We start from the raw sequence: 19,558 nt of genomic DNA, 5'->3' as shown, positions 1-19,558 counted from the left end.
AGTCCGCACATAGAACCTGTGCGGCACGTCAAAGAGGGTGTCTGCGGGCATCCTCTTTTTCAATGTAAGGATGTGCCCCGCTACCTCCGAAATGCCGGCCGACAGCATGCAAATGGGCGGCTGCACCAAGGTACAGCCCTACAAACGGTCACGGCTCTTTCATTTAGACTTTACACTTATTTTTCAGACGCGGAATTAGCGGATAAATGCGTTAATTACCCTTAATTTTAACGCTTAGCCACCGTGCTAAAACACATTTATAGTACATTTGTGCAATTTATACATCAATAATGACAGCCAACTAATTGCTTTAATACAATAGTTTATGAGATTCTATATACATCTACTGAGGTATGCCATCTGCTTAAGCCTGCTCTTGCTGCATTTCAGCCTGTCGTTTGCCAACGAAACTACCCATGAAAAGAAGCGTAGGCTGCTTATCATAAATTCATACAACGAGAGCGCTCCTTGGAGCCAGGAGGTCACCACTCCTATCTTACTGCAAACCGCTCCCTTAGCAAACATCACAGCCGATGTGGTGCACATGAACGAGACGTTCATCCGCAACGATTCATTGTATAAAGAAATGGAGAATGGAATCTTCCGGCGTTTTCAGCATCAGAAACCGGATTTCCTCGTCCTTCTCGGCAATATGGCCTTCACGCTGAGAGACCGAATCGTACGCGAATGGGGAGACATCCCAATCGTGCTGGTCGGCACCGAAGACACATACGCCCCGCAATCGTACTACCTCACCGGACGTCCCATAGACATCCCCGACAGCATCTCAAAACCGCTGGCGGACTTACGGCAAGCGTATAATTTCACTTTTATTGAAACGCCCTGCAACTACAAGGAAACCATCGACATGATGGTACGGATGCTGCCCGGAATGAAAAAACTGCTGTTTGCGGCAGATGAGCTTTACCAGAACCAGAAATTGGACCGCCAAATCCAATCCTACATCGCAGCCCGATATCCGCACCTCCTCTATGAACGCCTGGTAGGCCACGAGGGCAACCAAAACAATTTGCAAATCCACTTGCTGAACGATGACCCGGAAGTAGGTATCTTGTTTTCCACCTGGTTCTATGAGCGCAAGAATCTGTTGGGCTTCCCCTCCATCATCAGCGGAGACTTCCAACTGGTGGCCTCTTCCCGCCAACCCGTATTCGCATTGAGAAATGCCTACGTTTACAAGGAGGGGTTCACCGGAGGGTATTTCTACGACCGCATGGAGATACAACAGTCTGTCGCTTCCGCACTTGAACTGTTATTCAAAGGAACGGAGGCCCGTGACATTCCATTCGCTTACAGCAAACAATCCCATCCTTTCGTCAACTACGCGCAGCTGCTGATAGACGGTATCGACACCTCCCTGTGTCCGGAGGATACGATATTCATCAACAAACCGCTTACGTTCTGGCAGGAATATCGCTGGTGGATTATCTGCGGAATCGTATTGCTACTTTCGTTAGCTGTCATCATGCTGGTCAAATACCAGTACCAAAGAAACAGAATCAAGCTGCTGAGCGCCCACGACACACTGATACGCAACATGCCGATATTGTATGTGCAGGCAAAGGCCATCTTCGACCAAGAGGGAAAGATTACGGGCATGAAATACCGGTGCGGCAACAAACTTTTCAACAGCCTGTTTGCCCAAGCCGAAAATGACCCGCAAAAGAACGCCTTCGCACAAATAGAATACATGTCCAAATTCACCGAAATGGTATTTAAAGAGAAGAGGGCGGTAACATTCACCCACTACTTCAAACAAATAAACAAATACTACGAGTTCATCCTTTGCACGGCATCCGAAGAACAGACATTGGACATCTTCGCCATAGACATCACGGCACGCAAAGACGCGGAACATACCCTGCGGCAGACGAACCAGAAACTGGAAATGACGCTGGGCATCGCACGAATCATACCGTGGCGCTGGAACTTGAAGGAGGGCTTAATCTATTGCGAGGCAAACAAGATTCTGAGCCACCTGAACTTCACGAAAGAAAAAGAATCCACCCCCAAAATGGACATCATCAAAGCGCCCGTGTATTTCAAAAAGATACATCCGGAAGACCAGGAGCGCATCTACCACGTATATGAGAGCCTTATCTCCGGAAAGACACAGCAGGTGAAGGAAGAGTATCGGGTGGTCTCTGAAATAGAAGGCAGGAAAATCACGGACTGGCTGGAAATCAATGCGGCGGTGGAGAGGCGCGACGCCAATGATTGTCCGGTGTCGCTGGTCGGCTCCCTCTTGTTGATTACAGAACGTAAAAGACAGGAAATGGCCCTCATTTCGGCCAGAGAAAAAGCACAAGAATCCGAACGGCTGAAATCGGCATTCCTGGCTAACATGAGCCACGAAATACGCACCCCCCTGAATGCCATCGTAGGTTTCTCGAGCCTGCTGACCGCTACAGAAGACGAAAGCGAGCGTCAGGAGTTTGTCAACATCATAGAAACCAACAACCAACTGCTGCTGCAACTGATTAGCGACATTCTGGACTTGTCAAAGATAGAGGCGAACACCATGGAATTCAACTATCAGTATGTAGATTTGAACCAGTTGGCCAAAGAGGTGGAAAAAACCGTGGAAAGCAAGGTGAAACCCGGTGTCAGTCTGCGGTTCGTCCCCGGACTGCCCGTCTGCTATGCACAGACCGAGCAGAACCGCCTCTCGCAAGTGCTCATCAACCTGCTGGTCAACGCCACCAAATTCACCGAGAAGGGAGAGATTGTATTCGGCTATGAAGTCCGCGAAAATGAGCTCTACTTCTACGTGAAGGATACAGGAGTAGGCATCTCGCAGGAAAACCAAAAGAAGATATTCGAACGGTTCACCAAACTGAACTCATTTGTGCAAGGAACAGGTTTGGGGCTCTCGATATGCAAGAACATCATCTCCAGAATGAAAGGAAGAATCGGAGTGGAATCGGAAGGGGAAGGCAAAGGCTGCACTTTCTGGTTCACCATCCCCTACAAACCGGAAATCCTGCAAGAAGAAAAGCAGCAAACCGGCACAGGAACCCTCCTGAAAAAGCCCAACGGCAACAAGCCCGTCATCCTGATAGCCGAAGACAATGAAAGCAACTACATGCTGTTCGAATCCATCCTGAAGAAAGACTACGAACTGATTCATGCCTGGAACGGAGAAGAAGCGGTAGAATTCTACTCCCTCTATCACCCGCATGTCATCATCATGGATATCAATATGCCCGAAATGGACGGCTATGAAGCAACGAGGGAAATACGGAAGATTTCAAAAACCGTTCCCATCATTGCCATCACCGCCTACTCCTTCGCATCGGACAAGGAACGCATCATGCAAAACGGTTTCAACGGATATATGTCCAAGCCCATCGACATACAGAAACTGAGAGAGAAATTGGAACATACCATCAACGGGCGGTTTATGATGATGTAAGCCGTAAACCGTAAACCGCCACAGGCTTTCTGTGAGCGTCTGTCATACTTTTTTTAGGCAAGGATTACACCGTACACGGATTGATAAGCAAAGAGAAGTCCGTGAAATCCGTGCCTAAAATCGTGACACACCATGTAAGCAGCGACAAGTTTTTCAGACAGCCCCGCCACTCAGCTTTTCCTGTATTCGCTCGGGCTGACGCCATAATGCTTGCGGAATACTTCCCGGAAGTATTTTGCGTCGCAGAATCCGGTCTGCTCCGCCACTTCGGTAATGGAATCATCCCCCTCTTTCAGCAAACGGGCGGCATACTGCAAGCGTATCGTCCGAATGTAATCGGCAGGCGAGCTGTCTGTCAGGCTCTTCAGTTTGTTGTAGAAGCTGCTGCGGCTCATGTTATGGAGCGCACACAGGGTATCTACCGTAAATTCAGGGTCGGACATATTCTTCTCGATGTTCTCTCGGACGGTGGATATGAACTTCCAATCCAGTGAGTCCTTGCATCCCTTCGGCCATTTCTCATGCTCGAAATCAGGACTTCCGTACTTCTTGCGCAACAAGGCACGGTTGAGTATCAGGCGTTCGACACTTGCTTTCAGAATGTTGACGCTGAAAGGCTTGGCTATGTAATCGTCGGCACCTACCCGCAGTCCTTCCAGGATGTTCTTCTCATCGCTGAGGGCCGTCAGCAAAAGCACCGGAATGTGGGAAGTCTCGATGTTCTCCTTAATGGCAGCGCAGAGCTTGTCTCCCGACATTTCCGGCATCATAATATCCGAAAGGACCAGGTCAGGACCGAACTCTCGGACAATATCCAGCGCTTCCTTGCCGTTCCGGCAAGCTTCCACCCGGTAATCCGGCCGGAAGGTATTCACCAGATAGGCACGCAGCTCATCGTTATCTTCCACTATCAGAAGGCGTCTGGACTGCTCATTCCCTTGCGCACCTTCCACCACAGCAGGAACGGCCGCCATCTCCTCTACCGTTCTGCCCGTTTCCACTACCCGATTCACGATTTTAGCTTTGTGGAAATGTCTGTTGCCCTTGCGGAAAATGATTTTTACGCAGGTACCCTCGCCCACCGCACTCTTGATGGAGATGCTTCCTCCATGCAACTGCACCAACCTCTTCACCAGCATCAATCCGATTCCGCTGCCGGTCACTTTCATGTTGATGGCATTGCTCCCACGGAAATAAGCATGGAAAAGTCCTTTCTGCTCATTATCGGGAATACCGATGCCCGTATCCCTGACTTCAAGGCTCCACTCATTGCCCGATTCGGAGGCACAGACATCGATGCTGCCGTTTTCCGGTGTATATTTCACCGCATTCGACAGGATATTCTTCAAGATGGAGTCCATCTTCTCCTTGTCGAACCATACGTTCAGATAGCTGAAGTTGCTCTCGTACTTCAATTGGATATGCTTGACATCAGCATACGAACGGAAGGTATCGCAAATGTCCGACATATAGGACTCCAACTCATACTCAGCGATATGCAAACCGGACGAGTAAGAATCAACCCGCTCAAAGTTAATCAGGTTGTTGACAAGCCGCAGCAGGACGTCCACATTCCTCAAAGCCATGTCCAGATGCTTCTTGCCCTCTTCGTTGACCATTTCCTTATGCTCCACCTCCTCCAACGGAGCCTTGATGAGCGTCAGAGGGGTACGGATGTCGTGGGCGGTACTGATAAAGAAGCGTGTCTTTTCTTCTGCCATCTTCTCCTGCTTCCGCAACTCGATGACGCGGTAAACCGTTCCGACTATCAATATAAGCAGCACCACGTAAACAGCCACTGCCCACGAACTTGCCCACATCGGCGGAGAAATGACAATCCGCAGGCTACGCTGCTCATACACCTTGTATTTCTCTTCACTGGAAACGGATCGTATGTGAAGCGTGTATTTCCCCGGCCGAAGGTTGGTGAAACGTATCACTCCGCTTGCTGCGGGAGCAGTCCACTCCTTGGCGAATCCCTCCAGGTTCCACGAATAAAGGATGTTGGAAGGATTGTCATAATTGATGGAGGAAGCCCGCAAGGAGAAAGTGTTCTGCTTGTATGCCAGCCTCAACTCTTTGGTATCGTTGATATCTTCTTTCAGCGGAGAGCCTTCGTCACCGGGATAGACCGCCTGATAGGATATCCTCAAGTCGCTCAAAAGCATCGGCGAGAGAACCGTTTGGGGAATCTGCATGTCCGACGGAAAACTGATGATGCCGTCATTGCTCCCCAATATGAACCGCCCGTTGCTGCATAAGATGCCTGCATTCACATTGAACACCACGCTCATAAGTCCTTGGTCGCGCGTCCAGTTGGTGAAAGACATCGTGTAGGGCGAGAAGTGAGTGATGCCGTTGTCTGTAGTAAGCAGGATGTTTCCGTCAGGTTTCGGCAATATGGAATGTACGTTGTTGGAGATAAGGGCGCAGTTCTCCGTGTGATACTGGACGAAAGAGTTCTCCTGCGGGTCGTGAATCACCAGACCGGAACCACTGGTTCCTATATACAGAAGTCCCTCTTCCGTCTGATACAAAGCGCAGATATACATAGACTCCACCGGCAAATCGATGACGCGGAAATCACCGGATTCCTTATCAAGCAGAAACAAGCCCGCAATAGTTCCTATCCACATGGAAGTGCTGTCTTTCTCACAGATGTTGGTGACGGAGTTCAAGCCCGGATAAAGCCGCGACTTCCCATGCTCGAAATCAAAACACTTCAGATTGTAGCCACCAGACCAGATTTTACCCTCCGAATCCATCAGCATGTCATACGTATATTGGTCGGTAGGTTGGCTCAATTGAAAGAAACGGGAAGAAGAGATATACTCCACCGTAAGAGTACGTTTGTTGATTTGATAAAGTCCGGAAGTATATCCGCCCGCCAGAATGATGCCGGGTGAGACCTCGCATAGCGCCAGAAAAACATGGTTCTTATCCTCCTGCTCATGATCGAACGTACTCAGGAATGAATGCCAGGTCTTCGTTTTCGAACTATACAGACTGATTCCGTTGCTCGTCCCGAACCAAAGGTCTCCGTCGCTGTCTTCCATGACTTCGTGTATCTGGCTGTTGACAACAGACTGAGGATTGCCTATGAAATGCTGATACCACCGGTAACCACTATAACGGTTGTCGCGAATTGTGACTCCACTGTAATAACTGGCAATCCAGATGCGGTCCTCGCTCTCCACATAGACATCGTTGATATTATCGTCCGTCAGGCCGTATGGAGTCATATAATCCACTACAATGTACGGATAGGCACTGCACGCATCGGCCTCCATGCGATAAATTCCCCTTCCCTCGGTGGCAATCAGCACATCTTTGTCGCCGTATGGCAGAATCCGCTTGATATTCACATCACTCAACGTCGCGTCCGAATGCAATTCGCCGGAAGAAGATAAATCACAAATCCATACTCCCTGCTTATAAGTACCGATAAACAATTTGTTCACCTCCTCAAAAAAGAACAACTCACTCACAGGAAGCTCCCGGTCGTATGCCGACTCACAGGAAAGCGATGTCCGCCGCTCGTCAAGCGACGCTCTATACAACCCTGTCTCCGTACCGATGAAATAGTGGATATCGTCCAACTGCGCAATCGAAGTGATCGTGCCGCTTATCGTATGCGAGAGTTGGGACATCTTGCCGGAACGTATATCAAACAGCTCTATCCGGTTCTTGCCACAGAGCCAGATGCAGTCGTTCACATCCATATAACTGCAAGTGACGGCAGGCGAAGCGATTCCCTTATCGGGCAACGGAGGTGTATAGACCAGTTCAAAATAGGCATATCCCGGTGTATGGCGAAAGATACGGCCTTTTCGGGTTATCCCCCACAAGACCCCGTCATCCGTGGCATACAACCAATTCATATTGACCTGGACATTGAACGGTTCCCCCTTATCGGTCAGTTGATAATGCCTGATTTCTTTGCCGTCATAACGGTTCGGTCCCTCCGAAGTAAGGAACCAGACGTAACCCAAAGAGTCCTGAAGAATGCGGTTGACCCTCTGGCTGCTCAAGCCATCTTCCCTGCCGATGTACCTGTATGACTGCGCCATACCTACTTGAGCGAACAAAACGAATATGGCAAACAGCAGGAAGGTCTTTTTCAACGGATGATATCCTCTTCTGTCCATCTAATTGTATATGTTTCCTTATGAAAATTAAATCAACTCGCAAATCTAACGAAAAATAATTCAAAAGCAAACAAACGGAGCAAAAGAATATCTGTCCCCACACGGTTTTTTCATTTACGGGAGTTAAAGGAGTTATCACTTCGCCTTACTTCATTAGGAGTTAAAGTCGATACGCTTGTGCAGGATGCCGTTACGAGCGCATTGGCTTTAACTCCTCAGCCGACTTGTCGCTGATAATTCTTTTTAACTCCCTTAAATGAAAGGGCCGTGCTGTCCCCCGAGTTTCATTTAAGTCCGATAAATGAAACTCGTATGCCAAACCGCTCATTTCACCCGACAGCAGATGATAAATTTGATTATCCAAGGAATATCATTTATCTTTGCCCCGCCAAAAAAAGGAACCATGATAGACCAAGCCACCATAGACAGGATTCTGGATGCCGCGCAAATCATCGATGTCGTCTCCGACTTTGTCACACTGCGCAAACGCGGCGTAAACTATGTGGGTCTGTGCCCGTTCCACGATGACAAGACTCCCTCTTTCTACGTATCGCCCGCCAAAGGGCTGTGCAAATGCTTCGCCTGCGGAAAAGGCGGAAACGCGGTGCACTTCATCATGGAGCATGAGCAACTCTCCTATCCCGAAGCGCTGAAATACCTCGCCAAGAAGTACGGCATAGAAATCAAAGAACGGGAACTCTCCAACGAGGAGAAAATGGCGCAAAGCGAACGGGAAAGCCTGTTCATCGTCAATAGTTTCGCCCGCGACTACTTCCAGCACATCCTGAAAAACCACATAGACGGACGCAGCATCGGCATGGCCTACTTCCGAAACCGGGGCTTCCGGGACGACATCATCGAGAAGTTCCAGCTGGGCTACTGCACCGAAAGCCACGACGCCTTCGCGCAAGAGGCGCTGAAAAAAGGATATAAGAAAGAATACCTCGTCAAGACCGGACTCTGCTACGAGACAGACGACCACCGCCTGCGCGACCGCTTCTGGGGACGGGTCATCTTTCCGGTACATACGCTCTCGGGGAAAGTGGTGGCTTTCGGAGGCCGTGTGCTGGCCAGTGCCACCAAAGGCGTAAAGGTGAAGTATGTCAACTCCCCTGAATCGGAGATTTACCACAAGAGCAATGAGCTGTATGGCATATACTTCGCCAAACAGGCCATTGTGAAGCAAGACCGATGCTTCTTGGTAGAAGGCTATACGGATGTCATCTCCATGCACCAGTCGGGTATCGAGAATGTGGTCGCCTCTTCGGGTACGGCGTTGACATCCGGGCAAATCCGCATGATTCACCGCTTCACCAACAACATGACCGTGCTTTACGATGGAGATGCCGCCGGCATCAAAGCCTCCATCCGCGGCATAGACATGCTGCTGGAAGAGGGCATGAACATCAAAGTCTGCCTCCTTCCCGATGGAGACGACCCGGATTCCTTCGCCCGCAAGCACAACGCGACGGAGTTTCAGGCCTTCATCCAAGAACATGAGACAGACTTCATCCGCTTCAAGACAAACCTGCTGCTGGAAGATGCGGGAAAAGACCCCATCAAACGCGCCGAACTGATAGGAAACCTCGTGCAAAGTATCTCCGTCATTCCCGAAGCCATCGTCCGCGATGTCTATGTCAAGGAATGCGCCCAACTGCTGCATGTGGAAGACAAGCTGCTTGTTTCCGAAGTGGCCAAACGGCGCGAGAAGCAGGCTGAGCAACAAGCAGAAAGGGCGGAACGCGAACGCCGCGCCGCCAATGCGGCAAGAGCCAACGCGGAAGCAGGCCTCCATAACGGCAACGCCATCGTGCCGCAAGCCGGAACTGATGTGCCGCTGACCGCAAGTCTGGCCACCGCGACACCTCCCTCTCCCCTGCCGGAAGAGGCGTATGTATCATTCATCCCACAAGAAGGAAAAGAGGGACAAGAGTTTTACAAATATGAACGGCTGATTCTCCAAATGGTCGTACGCCATGGAGAGAAAGTGATGTGCAACGTCACCAACGAAGAAGGAGAAGAGATGCCCTTGACCGTCACCGAATATATAGTCAACGACCTAAAAGAAGACGACCTGGCCTTCCACAATCCGCTTCACCGACAGATTTTGGCAGAAGCCGCCGAACACATCCATCAGGAAGGATTCATCGCCGAACGCTACTTCATCGCCCATCCCGACCCGGTCATCAGCAAGCTGTGCGTAGAGCTTATCAGCAACCGCTACCAGTTAAGCAAATATCATTCCAAGAACCAAAAGATTGTAGCAGACGAGGAACGCCTCTACGAACTGGTGCCCATGTTGACGATAAACTTCAAATACGCCATCGTCAGCGAAGAGCTGAAACACATCATGTTTGCCCTACAAGACCCGGCTGTCACCAACGACGAGACCCAATGCAACAGCATCATGAAGCGCTACAGCGAATTGCGCGAGGTAAAAAGCATCATGGCAAAACGGTTAGGAGACCGAGTGGTAACGGGATTTTAAGGGTAAGAACCGTGAAATGCCTCGTCATTCCGTGCCCGAAAAGTCATTCCGACACATCCTCTTATGAATTATGCCGGATCAGATTCATGAATTCTTCACGCGTCTTGGCCTGATTGAAAGCACCGGTAAAATCAGAAGTTGTCGTAATGGAGTTCTGCTTCTCAACGCCGCGCATCTGCATGCACATGTGCTTGGCTTCTACCACCACCATGACCCCGAGCGGATCCAGTGTCTCCTGAATGCACTCTTTGATTTGAAGCGTCATGCGTTCCTGCACTTGCAGACGGTGGGAAAAGATGTCCACCACACGGGCTATCTTGCTCAATCCCGTAATATAACCGTTGGGGATATAGGCCACATGCGCCTTCCCATAGAACGGAAGTATATGATGTTCGCAAAGCGAAAAGAAATCGATGTCCTTCACAATGACCATCTGACTGTATTCCTCTTTGAACTTAGCGGAGAGAAGCACTTCATGCGGGTCCATATAATAGCCTTTTGTCAATGTCAACATTGCTTTCGCCACCCGTTCCGGTGTTTTCAGCAAGCCTTCGCGACCGGCATCTTCACCCAGCAAGGTAAGGATGCGATGATAGTGTTCCTTCAGTTCATCCAACGAGGGAGATACAATTTCTTCTTTTTCCAACATGAGGAGATTTATGATTTAGAATTTACAATTTACCTTCCTGCTCTCTTCTCTATCGCAAGAGATTACAAGGGGATATTTATCTGCTCTTTTACAATCGATACTTCTTTGAACTCACCGGTAGCACGCAATCGCCGCATCATGGCATCCGCCTCTTCGATGCTGCGAAAATCTCCCACACGGCACAACCAGCGGGGAGGATTGAAAGTGGTGTAAACCGGCAACTCCGGAAACTGCACCTTGATACGGTCCGCAATCTTATGGGCCTCATTCTTGGCCTGACGGGTGTTGTTACCGGCATACGCCTGTATGCGATAGCCCGAACTCTTAATCACTTTCCGTTCGCCCGCACCGGTAGGAACATATTCCATACCTATCAAAGCCGCAATGCGGGCATCCTGATGGATGGTTACTTTGCCTTGTCCCGGCACACTGCGTTCCAGACTTTTCACAATGTTATTCTGCGCCGCAGCAAAATGAGCAAAAGACAGACATACAATTAAAAGCAAATAATGATTCTTCATAATGGAATCTCTTTACATAATGAAAAATAGAAAGTTGAAAATGGGAAATAACCTTGCAAACACAACTACACCTTCCATTTTCAACTTTCACCTTTTCAACTTTCAGTTTAATTAAAAGCGTCGATGATGCCCTTGAAGTCAGCAACCTTCAAAGCAGCGCCACCAATCAAACCGCCGTCAACGTCCGGATTGGCAAACAATTCCTTCGCATTAGAAGGCTTGCAGCTACCGCCGTAAAGGATAGAGCAGTTTTCTGCCACTTCCTTGCCATACTTCTCAACAATCAGCGAACGGATGAAAGCGTGGATTTCCTGTGCCTGTTCAGCAGTAGCGGTCTTGCCGGTACCGATGGCCCAAACCGGTTCGTAAGCCAAGATGATTTTAGAGAAATCTTCGGCAGACAACGAGAATACAGAAGCCAACTGAGCGGCAACCACTTCGTTCTGTTTGTTTGCTTCACGCTCTTCCAACACTTCACCGATACAGAAAATAGGAGTCAGGCCGTTAGCCAAAGCCAATTTGATCTTCTCTTCCAAAATAGCAACTGTCTCGCCATAGTAAGCGCGACGCTCAGAGTGACCGAGAATTACATATTTGGCACCTGTAGAAGCAACCATAGCGGCTGAAACTTCTCCTGTATAGGCACCGGATACCTTGTCTGCACAGTTTTCTGCACCTACACCGATCTTGGCAGCGTCCACCAGCGGAGTAACAGATGCCAGGTGGATAAACGGAGTACAGATGATTACATCACAATTAGGCTTTTCGTTAGCCAGCACTTCATTCAGTTCTTTTGCAAGCTCAATACCCTCTTGAAGGGTCTTGTTCATTTTCCAGTTTCCTGCAACAATGTTCTTTCTCATTTTGTTTATTATTAAAGGGTTAATGTATTTACTATTTGACTATTTACTATCTGGCATGGCGGGCTATTGCTGTCTGAGGCTTTGTCGTTCTCTGCGCCTGACAACTAAAATATCCATGCCAATCACCAGCAGCAGCGGGATGATGCACCACAACAGGACATAGGCCATTGTGCGCAAATCGCTGACCTGTTTCTGTTGCCCCAAGGGCAACCGTTCCAAGGCATCGGTCAAGGCATATTCATCCGGCAACTGTTGGTTGCTCCACTTGTTCAATATCGTTCCTTCCTTTATCAGCAGCAAGCCCGGATTGGAACGGATAATCGTTTTCAGCGTAATGTCATCCATCCGGCAGAAAGGGTATTCAGCCCCTGTCTTATCACGCCACAATTCTATTTCATCGCCCGAAGACGAGGTCAAGGCATAAAAGCCGTAACCATGCTCCACGCTGTAATCGTATATCTCGTTGATAAGGTCAATGTTGCTGTCATCCGCCTCTTCAATGCGATGGGCTACCAGCAAGAAGGTATATCCCTCGTCCGACAACACATGGTCCGTTATCTCCTCGCCACTATCCAGACTCAACATCGAGAATTCTTGAATGGGAGGCTCGTAGCCTTTTTCCTTCAGCAACGTACGCGACTCTATGAACGTCCACGTGCTATCGGGATAATCATCCAACGCAAACTCCCGCCGTTCGCCGTTCTTCTCCAACACAAACCGGGTTTCAAATACGCTTGGCTTGGCACCTTCCGGTATTTCCATGCCCGCCCTGATATTCGCGCCAATCTTGTAGGGACGGAAATCCAATATCGGCAACTGGCGCAAGCAATAGAACGAAAGCGCAAACACAAACAGGATGGTGTACATGGAGACCATCCACTCCAATTTAGGTGTAACGAAACGCACCAAGCTGTTCCGCCACTTGACCACCGATACCGCCGCAACCAGCAACACGATATTCTTGCCGAATGTCTGCCAATTGGTCAGCACCCAGGCATCACCGAAACATCCGCAATCGGACACCGGATTCTCCAAAGCCAGATAAAGCGTCAACGGAGTCATCACCGACATCAACAGCAATGCCACCGTAGTGCTCCCCTTCCGACGAATGCCCAAAAACAAGAAAACGCCTACACAGAATTCGATTGCGGACAATACGATTCCCAGCCATAACGGCAGATAAAAAGGGAACTTGGAAATCAAGCCAAAAGCCGCCAGATAATCTTGAATCTTATAAAAGAAACCAAATGGGTCAACAGCCTTTACAAACCCCGAGAATATAAATGCGGCTCCCAACAAGAATCGGCAAAGGCTTGCCCAAACTTTCCAGGCGATATGTTTATTATCAATCTCCAAACTCAATCTTTATTAGGCCGAACACGGAATAATTAATCATATCCATGTAGTTGGCATCCACACCTTCTGAAACCAGTGTCTGTCCGGACAGACTCTCTATCTGCTTGGTCCTGTAAATCTTCATCAATATCAAGTCCGTATATGAGCTGACGCGCATGCTGCGCCAAGCTTCATCGTAATCATGGTTCTTGGCAAGCATCAATTCCAAAGAGTTTCCGGCATATTTGTCATACAATGCCAGCGCTTCCTCGTTGGTCATATCGGCAGCTTCGGCATACCCTAATTCCAGCTGTATCAACCCGACAATTCCATAGTTGACAATGGCAATGAACTCCGAACGAATGCCTTCATCCACCAAAGTCACCCCTTTCGTTTCAATGCTTCTGATGCGATTGGCTTTAATGAATATCTGATCCGTCACAGAAGACGGACGAAGGATGCGCCATGCCGGACCATAATCGTGAAGTTTCTTGAAAAACAAATCACGACAGAGGGCTATGACATGTTCAAATTGCTGCTTAGTATCTTTCATTTCCTAATCCTTACATTTCGCCACAAAGATAGGAATAATTAAAGAAAAAGAGAAAGAGGGCACTCTAAATTCTATTAAAGTACCCTCTTCTATAAAGATTGTTTACGTTTTTATGAGCAACGCAATACTTGTCCCGGTCTCAGGATGGTTTTGCGTGTGATTCTGTTCAGCTGGCAGAGCCGGTCTATAGATACACCTTGACGGGCTGCGATTTTCCCCAATGTGTCTCCCTGCTTCACCTTATAGAACAAGCCTTCACCCGATGCCATGTTGCGTGATGTGCCGGAAGAACCTTTTGCCTTCTGGAAAGTATAAGAATCGGCCACCACATCTTGCTTCTCAAAGTCGAACATCAACGCCGGATTGATAGGAATTCCCAAGAAACGGGTTTCAAAATGCAAATGCGAACCGGTAGAACGTCCGGTATTTCCGCCCAATGCGATGGGGTCGCCCGCCTTCACCAACTGGTTCTCTTCCACCAGCCATTTGGAAAGGTGGCCATATACCGTTTCCAATCCGTTGTCATGACGCATCACAATATACATGCCATATCCGCGACGACGTCCTTGATTCTTCACAATACGGATTTTGCCATCAAAAGCCGCACGAATCGTATCGCCTATATACACTTTGATATCCAATCCGTTGTGCACCCTCCGTCTGCGGGGACGATAACCAAACACATCCGTAATACGGGTATTGGTAGTGGGCATGCAGAAATTTCTCAAATCAAAAGTGTAGCTTTCGGGGACAGCAGCATCGCTGTATGCCTGCACACGTTCATTGTCCCAAGTAGGATATAAATCCAATCCCGGATACAGGGACTGTTCAGCACGTATTTGTTTTTGCAGCGCCAATGAATCTACGCTCTTCAGTTTTCTATCGATGGGGGCTTGACGGGCAATCAGGTCTTGAGAAAAAGAATTCAAGCTGACCATCGCCGTTGCAGCCAACATTGCTGTTTTTATCCAATTCAAATTCATTCGTTTCGTCTTTCGTTTTGATATCCGCCGCAAACACCTTCAGACATCTCTGCCATACTTGTTTCTTGCGAATATTCAGATTGATATCAAAAAATTCTCTCAAAGATACAACTTCTATTTGAAACAGCGAACGAAGCATTAACTATTTTTTCGAAAACAGAATCAGAAAAAAGCAGCAAAAAACCACATAAACCACTATGAATATGAATTTTACAACAATACATGTTTTACAACATAAAGACGAACAATGTTGTTTTTTTACCTTTTTGGGGATGTTTCTCTCATCTCGTCCTATGCTATCGTAAACCCAACAAGCGGATCATAGCTGTTCGATAAGAAAGATAGGACATCTCAACGTTTTGAAGATGAAACATGCAAAGCGACAAAAGCTTTCTTGCCTGTCGGGAATCCGCGCACTCATAACACATTGATTATCAGCAATAATAAAATCAAATAACAGACACTTGTGTTCAACGTGACAAACACTTGTGTCTGTCACGTCAGACACTGGACTTCAAGACGACAGACACTTGTGTCTGTCAAACAGGGGGATATTGAGGCCGGATTGCGATGCAAGCCACCCGATCCTTTCAGAAGAAAACAGGTGCATCCGTCAGCTGATGGCCGCCCAATTGACGTTCGTCTTCCGCAATGCTTTCAGCCGCCGCCACAAGACTTCATTTTCGGGCAGCGTGCCGTTAGGGTCGGCCTCCACCACCGCCTGAGCTATACCACGGACATATTGCAACAGCTGCCCGTCGCGAGCCACGTCGGCAATCTTCAAATCAAAGGCAACGCCACTTTGCTGGGTTCCCTCCAAATCGCCCGGGCCGCGCAGCTTCAAGTCCGCTTCGGCTATTTCAAACCCGTCGTTGGTGCGCACCATTATCTCCAGGCGCTTCCGTGTGTCTTCCGCCAGTTTAAAGCCGGTCACCAGGATGCAATAGGACTGGTCGGCCCCACGCCCCACACGCCCCCGGAGCTGGTGAAGCTGCGACAGGCCGAAGCGTTCGGCATTCTCTATCACCATGACCGAAGCGTTCGGCACGTTCACCCCCACTTCGATGACGGTGGTGGCCACCATAATCTGCGCCTCGCCCGATACAAACAGCTGCATCTGCGCATCCTTCTCGGCAGGCTTCATCTTTCCGTGCACCTTGCAGACCTTGCATTCGGGAAACTCTTCACAGATGTGCAAATACCCCTCTTCCAGATTCTTCAGGTCGATTTTCTCGCTCTCCTTAATCAACGGGAAGACGATATAGACCTGCCGCCCTTCGGCTATCTGCCTGCGTATGGATTGGTAAAGGCTGACTCTGCGACTATCGAACTGATGGAGCGTGACAATCGGCTTGCGTCCGGGTGGCAGCTCATCGATGACAGAAACATCCAAATCGCCATACAGCGTCATCGCCAACGTACGCGGAATGGGAGTCGCCGTCATCACCAGCACATGGGGCGGCTGCACATTCTTGGTCCACAACCGGGCACGCTGGGCAACACCGAAACGGTGCTGCTCGTCAATCACCACCAAACCGAGGGAAGCGAAGTTCACCGAATCTTCGATGACCGCATGCGTACCTATCAATATATGCACATCGCCCGTCAGCAGTCCGGAAAGAATGGCCTCGCGCTTCTTCCCTTTCACGGAGCCGGTCAATAACTCCACCCGCACGTCCATACCGTACAGCAGTTCGCAGATGGTCTCATAGTGCTGGTTGGCAAGAATCTCGGTAGGTGCCATCATACAGGCCTGATAGCCGTTGTCGAGCGCCATCAGCATGCTCATCAGCGCCACCAGGGTCTTTCCGCTTCCTACATCGCCCTGCAACAGGCGGTTCATCTGCCTTCCCGACCCCACATCCCGGCGGATTTCTTTCAACACCCGCTTCTGCGCGTTGGTCAGTTCAAAAGGAAGGTTACGGGAATAGAAGGCGTTGAACACCTCGCCCACCCGTTCGAACACATAGCCGCGATACCTCTGCTGGCGGTCTTTGGCATAGCGCAGGATGTTCAGCTGCACATAGAACAGTTCCTCGAACTTCAGGCGATACTGCGCCTTGCGCAACAAATCGGAATTGGCAGGGAAATGGATGTTAATCAGCGCCTCCGTCAGCGGCAACAGGTGATGTTCGGCAAGGATGGCAGGCGAAAGGGTTTCGGGCAACGGCTCGGACAGCTGCTGCACAACGATGCTCATCATCTTCTCAATGGCGTGCGAATTGAGGAAGCTACGCTTCATCTTCTCCGTCGTGTTGTAGTAGGGTTGCAACCCAATGGACGACAACTTCAGTTCCGAAGCCGGGTCGATGTCGGGGTGGGCGATGTTGATTCGCCCGTTGAAGGGGGTTGGCTTGCCGAATACAATGTACTCCTGATGTACCTTGTGCTTTCCCAACAGATATTTGATGCCCTGAAACCAGACCAAATCCACCACACCCGTACCGTCCGAAAAATGGGCTATCAGCCGCCGCTGGCGACCCTCGCCCACCGTTTCAAAACTGAGTATCTCACCTTTCAGCTGGATATAGGGCATCGTATTGTCTATCTCCCGAATGGAGTAGATGCGGCTGCGGTCCACATATTTATAGGGAAAGTAATAGAGCAGGTCGTGCAGCGAAAAAATGCCCAGCTCCTTGTTGAGCACCGCCGCACGCTGCGGTCCGACACCCGACAGATACTTTATGTCACGAGTGGCTAAATCGAACATTCACCTATCAGAGCCGCAGCTACCTTTAAATCGAAAGGAGTGGTTATCTTTATATTCTCCCGGTTGCCCGGAGTCAGGAAGACGGACACGCCCAATGCCTCCACCACGGAGGCATCATCTGTAAAGCTGTGGTTATAGGGTTGCTCGTAGGCCTCTTTCAGCAACGCCGCGTCAAAAACCTGGGGAGTCTGCACCAACTTGTAGGCATCCCGACTGACGGTCTCACTGCCCGATTCCGTCAGGTGGCGGACGGTCTCCACCACATCCGTCACCGGAATCACGGCACGCTTCACCGCCGCCAGCTCATAACAACGGGCAATGACCTCCTGCGAAACGAATGGGCGTACCCCATCGTGTACAGCCACCAATGCGGGTGTCTGCACCAACGCCAACCCGTTCTTCACCGAATGGAAACGCGTTTCCCCGCCATCAACAACGGTATGGGGCAAGACAAAACGATGCTCCTCGCACAACCGTCTCCAATATGTCTGCTGGTCGTGCGGAAGCACCAAAATAATCCGAATCTCAGGATTGCAGGTGTAGAACGCTTCCAATGTGCGCATCAATACGGGTTTGCCTCCTATCGGAAGAAACTGCTTGGGGAGCTCGCCCCCCATACGCAATCCCTTGCCACCCGCCACAATCAAAGCATAGTCCATCTTTTATAAAGAATGAAGAATTTTAATTGTCAATTATCAATTGTCAATCATCATAGCCTCTTTCAGTTCCTGCACTTTTTCGCAGCCACACAACATTTCTACCACAGCAAGTGCAAAGTCCATGGCAGTGCCCGGTCCCTTGCCCGTAACGATGTTGCCGTCTCTTTCCACCCGTGCTGCCGTGTATTCGGCCTCTTCCAGGAATTGTTCGAATCCGGGATAGCAAGTCGCCTTCTTGCCTTTCAGCAATCCCAGCTTGCCCAATATCATCGGAGCGGCACAAATGGCGGCTATAGGTTTCTGCTCTTGCGCAAAGCGCAGCAGCAATCTGCGCAACTCACCGCACTTCTCCAACGTAGAAGCCCCCGGCATTCCACCCGGAAGCAACACAAGCTCCGCATCGCTGAAGTCGCAGTTCGCCACATTCTTGTCGCACAAGAACGGAATGCCGTGTGCTCCCGTCACGATCTCGTCAGGAGTCACCGTCACCATTACCACGTTCAATCCGGCACGCCTCATCACATCTACTGCTGTAAACGCTTCTATCTCTTCAAAACCGTCGGCAAAAAAAACATAAACTGTCTGCATAGTTATTCTCCTTCTACTATTTCAAATTAAAATAATACGTAATTGTTCCCGTCTGGTTATTCAACCCGCTGACTGCATTGAAACGGGCTTTCTTGGCAGCATCTTCCGCCGCTTTACGCAAGGCCGGATTCACGGTATTGGTTTGTCGGTTGATGCTGGTAGCTATCACGTGGCCGGCCGGATTCACGGTAATTGTCACCACTACCCTGCCCTCATCCTGCACGTTGTAAACCGGTCGCGGCAATCCGCCCTCCCCGATAGAGCGGCCATTAAGATTGAATGTGCCATAACCTCCCGTTCCCGAAGTGGCACCGGTGGGAGCATTGCCTGTAGGACTTCCCTGCACACCTTCGCCTTTCGTGTCGCCCTTACTGCCCATCTGCGCCCCCTTACCAAAAGCACCTGCCACCCGCTTGCGGGCTGCCTCTTCGGCTTCCTTGCGTTCCCGCTCGGCTTTCGCCTCTGCCAGTTTGCGTGCCTCTTCCGCCTTTTCAGCTTCCGTCTTTTCGGGCTTCACCGGCTTCTTCTTCACCTCCTCCTTCTTTTTGGGTTCGGTTTTGGGTTTTATGACCACGGTTTCTTCTGTTTCTTGCGTGATTATCTCCTGTTCCACCGATTCCTGCAC

The 19,558-nt window shown here is 49.7% G+C and carries 13 protein-coding genes; 2 read left to right on the top strand and 11 right to left on the bottom strand.

Going from position 1 to position 19,558, the window contains the following annotated elements:
- Positions 1–325 precede the first annotated feature (325 nt).
- On the top strand, positions 326–3,436 hold the full coding sequence (locus K2G43_RS06780) for a response regulator (protein WP_300153708.1): 3,111 nt from the start codon (positions 326–328) through the stop codon (positions 3,434–3,436).
- Positions 3,437–3,606: 170 nt separating this feature from the next.
- Here K2G43_RS06780 and K2G43_RS06775 read toward each other — a convergent pair whose 3' ends face one another.
- Complete coding sequence (locus tag K2G43_RS06775) at positions 3,607–7,584, bottom strand: hybrid sensor histidine kinase/response regulator transcription factor (RefSeq protein ID WP_300153706.1); 3,978 nt, start codon at positions 7,582–7,584, stop codon at positions 3,607–3,609.
- Positions 7,585–7,987: 403 nt separating this feature from the next.
- Between K2G43_RS06775 and dnaG the strand changes: the two genes are divergently transcribed.
- Positions 7,988–10,072 carry a DNA primase gene (gene dnaG / locus K2G43_RS06770; RefSeq protein ID WP_297643846.1) on the top strand — a complete coding sequence of 695 codons (2,085 nt, stop codon included), beginning with the start codon at positions 7,988–7,990 and terminating at the stop codon, positions 10,070–10,072.
- Positions 10,073–10,133: 61 nt separating this feature from the next.
- On the opposite strand, the gene folE is transcribed toward dnaG, so the two are convergent.
- The 10 genes from folE to K2G43_RS06720 all read right to left on the bottom strand — a co-directional run.
- Complete coding sequence (gene folE, locus K2G43_RS06765) at positions 10,134–10,721, bottom strand: GTP cyclohydrolase I FolE (protein WP_297643847.1); 588 nt, start codon at positions 10,719–10,721, stop codon at positions 10,134–10,136.
- Positions 10,722–10,783: 62 nt separating this feature from the next.
- Positions 10,784–11,242, bottom strand: coding sequence for an SPOR domain-containing protein (locus K2G43_RS06760; protein ID WP_297643848.1), 459 nt, complete (start codon positions 11,240–11,242; stop codon positions 10,784–10,786).
- Positions 11,243–11,349: 107 nt separating this feature from the next.
- On the bottom strand, positions 11,350–12,105 hold the full coding sequence (gene tpiA / locus K2G43_RS06755) for a triose-phosphate isomerase (RefSeq protein ID WP_297643849.1): 756 nt from the start codon (positions 12,103–12,105) through the stop codon (positions 11,350–11,352).
- Between the two features lie 63 nt (positions 12,106–12,168).
- Positions 12,169–13,461: a BT_3928 family protein gene (locus K2G43_RS06750; RefSeq protein ID WP_300153703.1), complete on the bottom strand. Its 1,293-nt coding sequence runs from the start codon at positions 13,459–13,461 to the stop codon at positions 12,169–12,171.
- Positions 13,451–13,993, bottom strand: a complete 543-nt coding sequence (locus tag K2G43_RS06745) for a DUF1599 domain-containing protein (protein ID WP_297643080.1) — start codon at positions 13,991–13,993, stop codon at positions 13,451–13,453. Before K2G43_RS06745 ends, K2G43_RS06750 begins: the two co-directional genes overlap by 11 nt.
- Positions 13,994–14,103: 110 nt before the next feature.
- A complete protein-coding gene (locus tag K2G43_RS06740; RefSeq protein WP_297643078.1) occupies positions 14,104–14,976 on the bottom strand; it encodes a M23 family metallopeptidase in 873 nt (290 codons plus the stop codon).
- 613 nt (positions 14,977–15,589) lie between these two features.
- A complete protein-coding gene (gene recG / locus K2G43_RS06735; protein ID WP_300153700.1) occupies positions 15,590–17,686 on the bottom strand; it encodes an ATP-dependent DNA helicase RecG in 2,097 nt (698 codons plus the stop codon).
- Positions 17,674–18,345 (bottom strand): 2-C-methyl-D-erythritol 4-phosphate cytidylyltransferase, encoded by a 672-nt coding sequence (locus K2G43_RS06730; protein WP_297643076.1) that lies wholly within the window; start codon positions 18,343–18,345, stop codon positions 17,674–17,676. Before K2G43_RS06730 ends, recG begins: the two co-directional genes overlap by 13 nt.
- A 36-nt stretch (positions 18,346–18,381) precedes the next feature.
- Positions 18,382–18,933, bottom strand: coding sequence for a DJ-1 family glyoxalase III (locus K2G43_RS06725; protein ID WP_300153697.1), 552 nt, complete (start codon positions 18,931–18,933; stop codon positions 18,382–18,384).
- Positions 18,934–18,949: 16 nt separating this feature from the next.
- Positions 18,950–19,558: TonB family protein (locus K2G43_RS06720; RefSeq protein WP_300153695.1), on the bottom strand; the 609-nt coding region annotated here is incomplete at its 5' end.

Source organism: Bacteroides sp., assembly GCF_029057325.1.
Classification (GTDB): Bacteria; Bacteroidota; Bacteroidia; order Bacteroidales; family Bacteroidaceae; genus Bacteroides.
The sequence above is the reverse complement of the archived record's forward strand: the minus strand, read 5'-3'. Positions and strand labels throughout refer to the sequence as shown.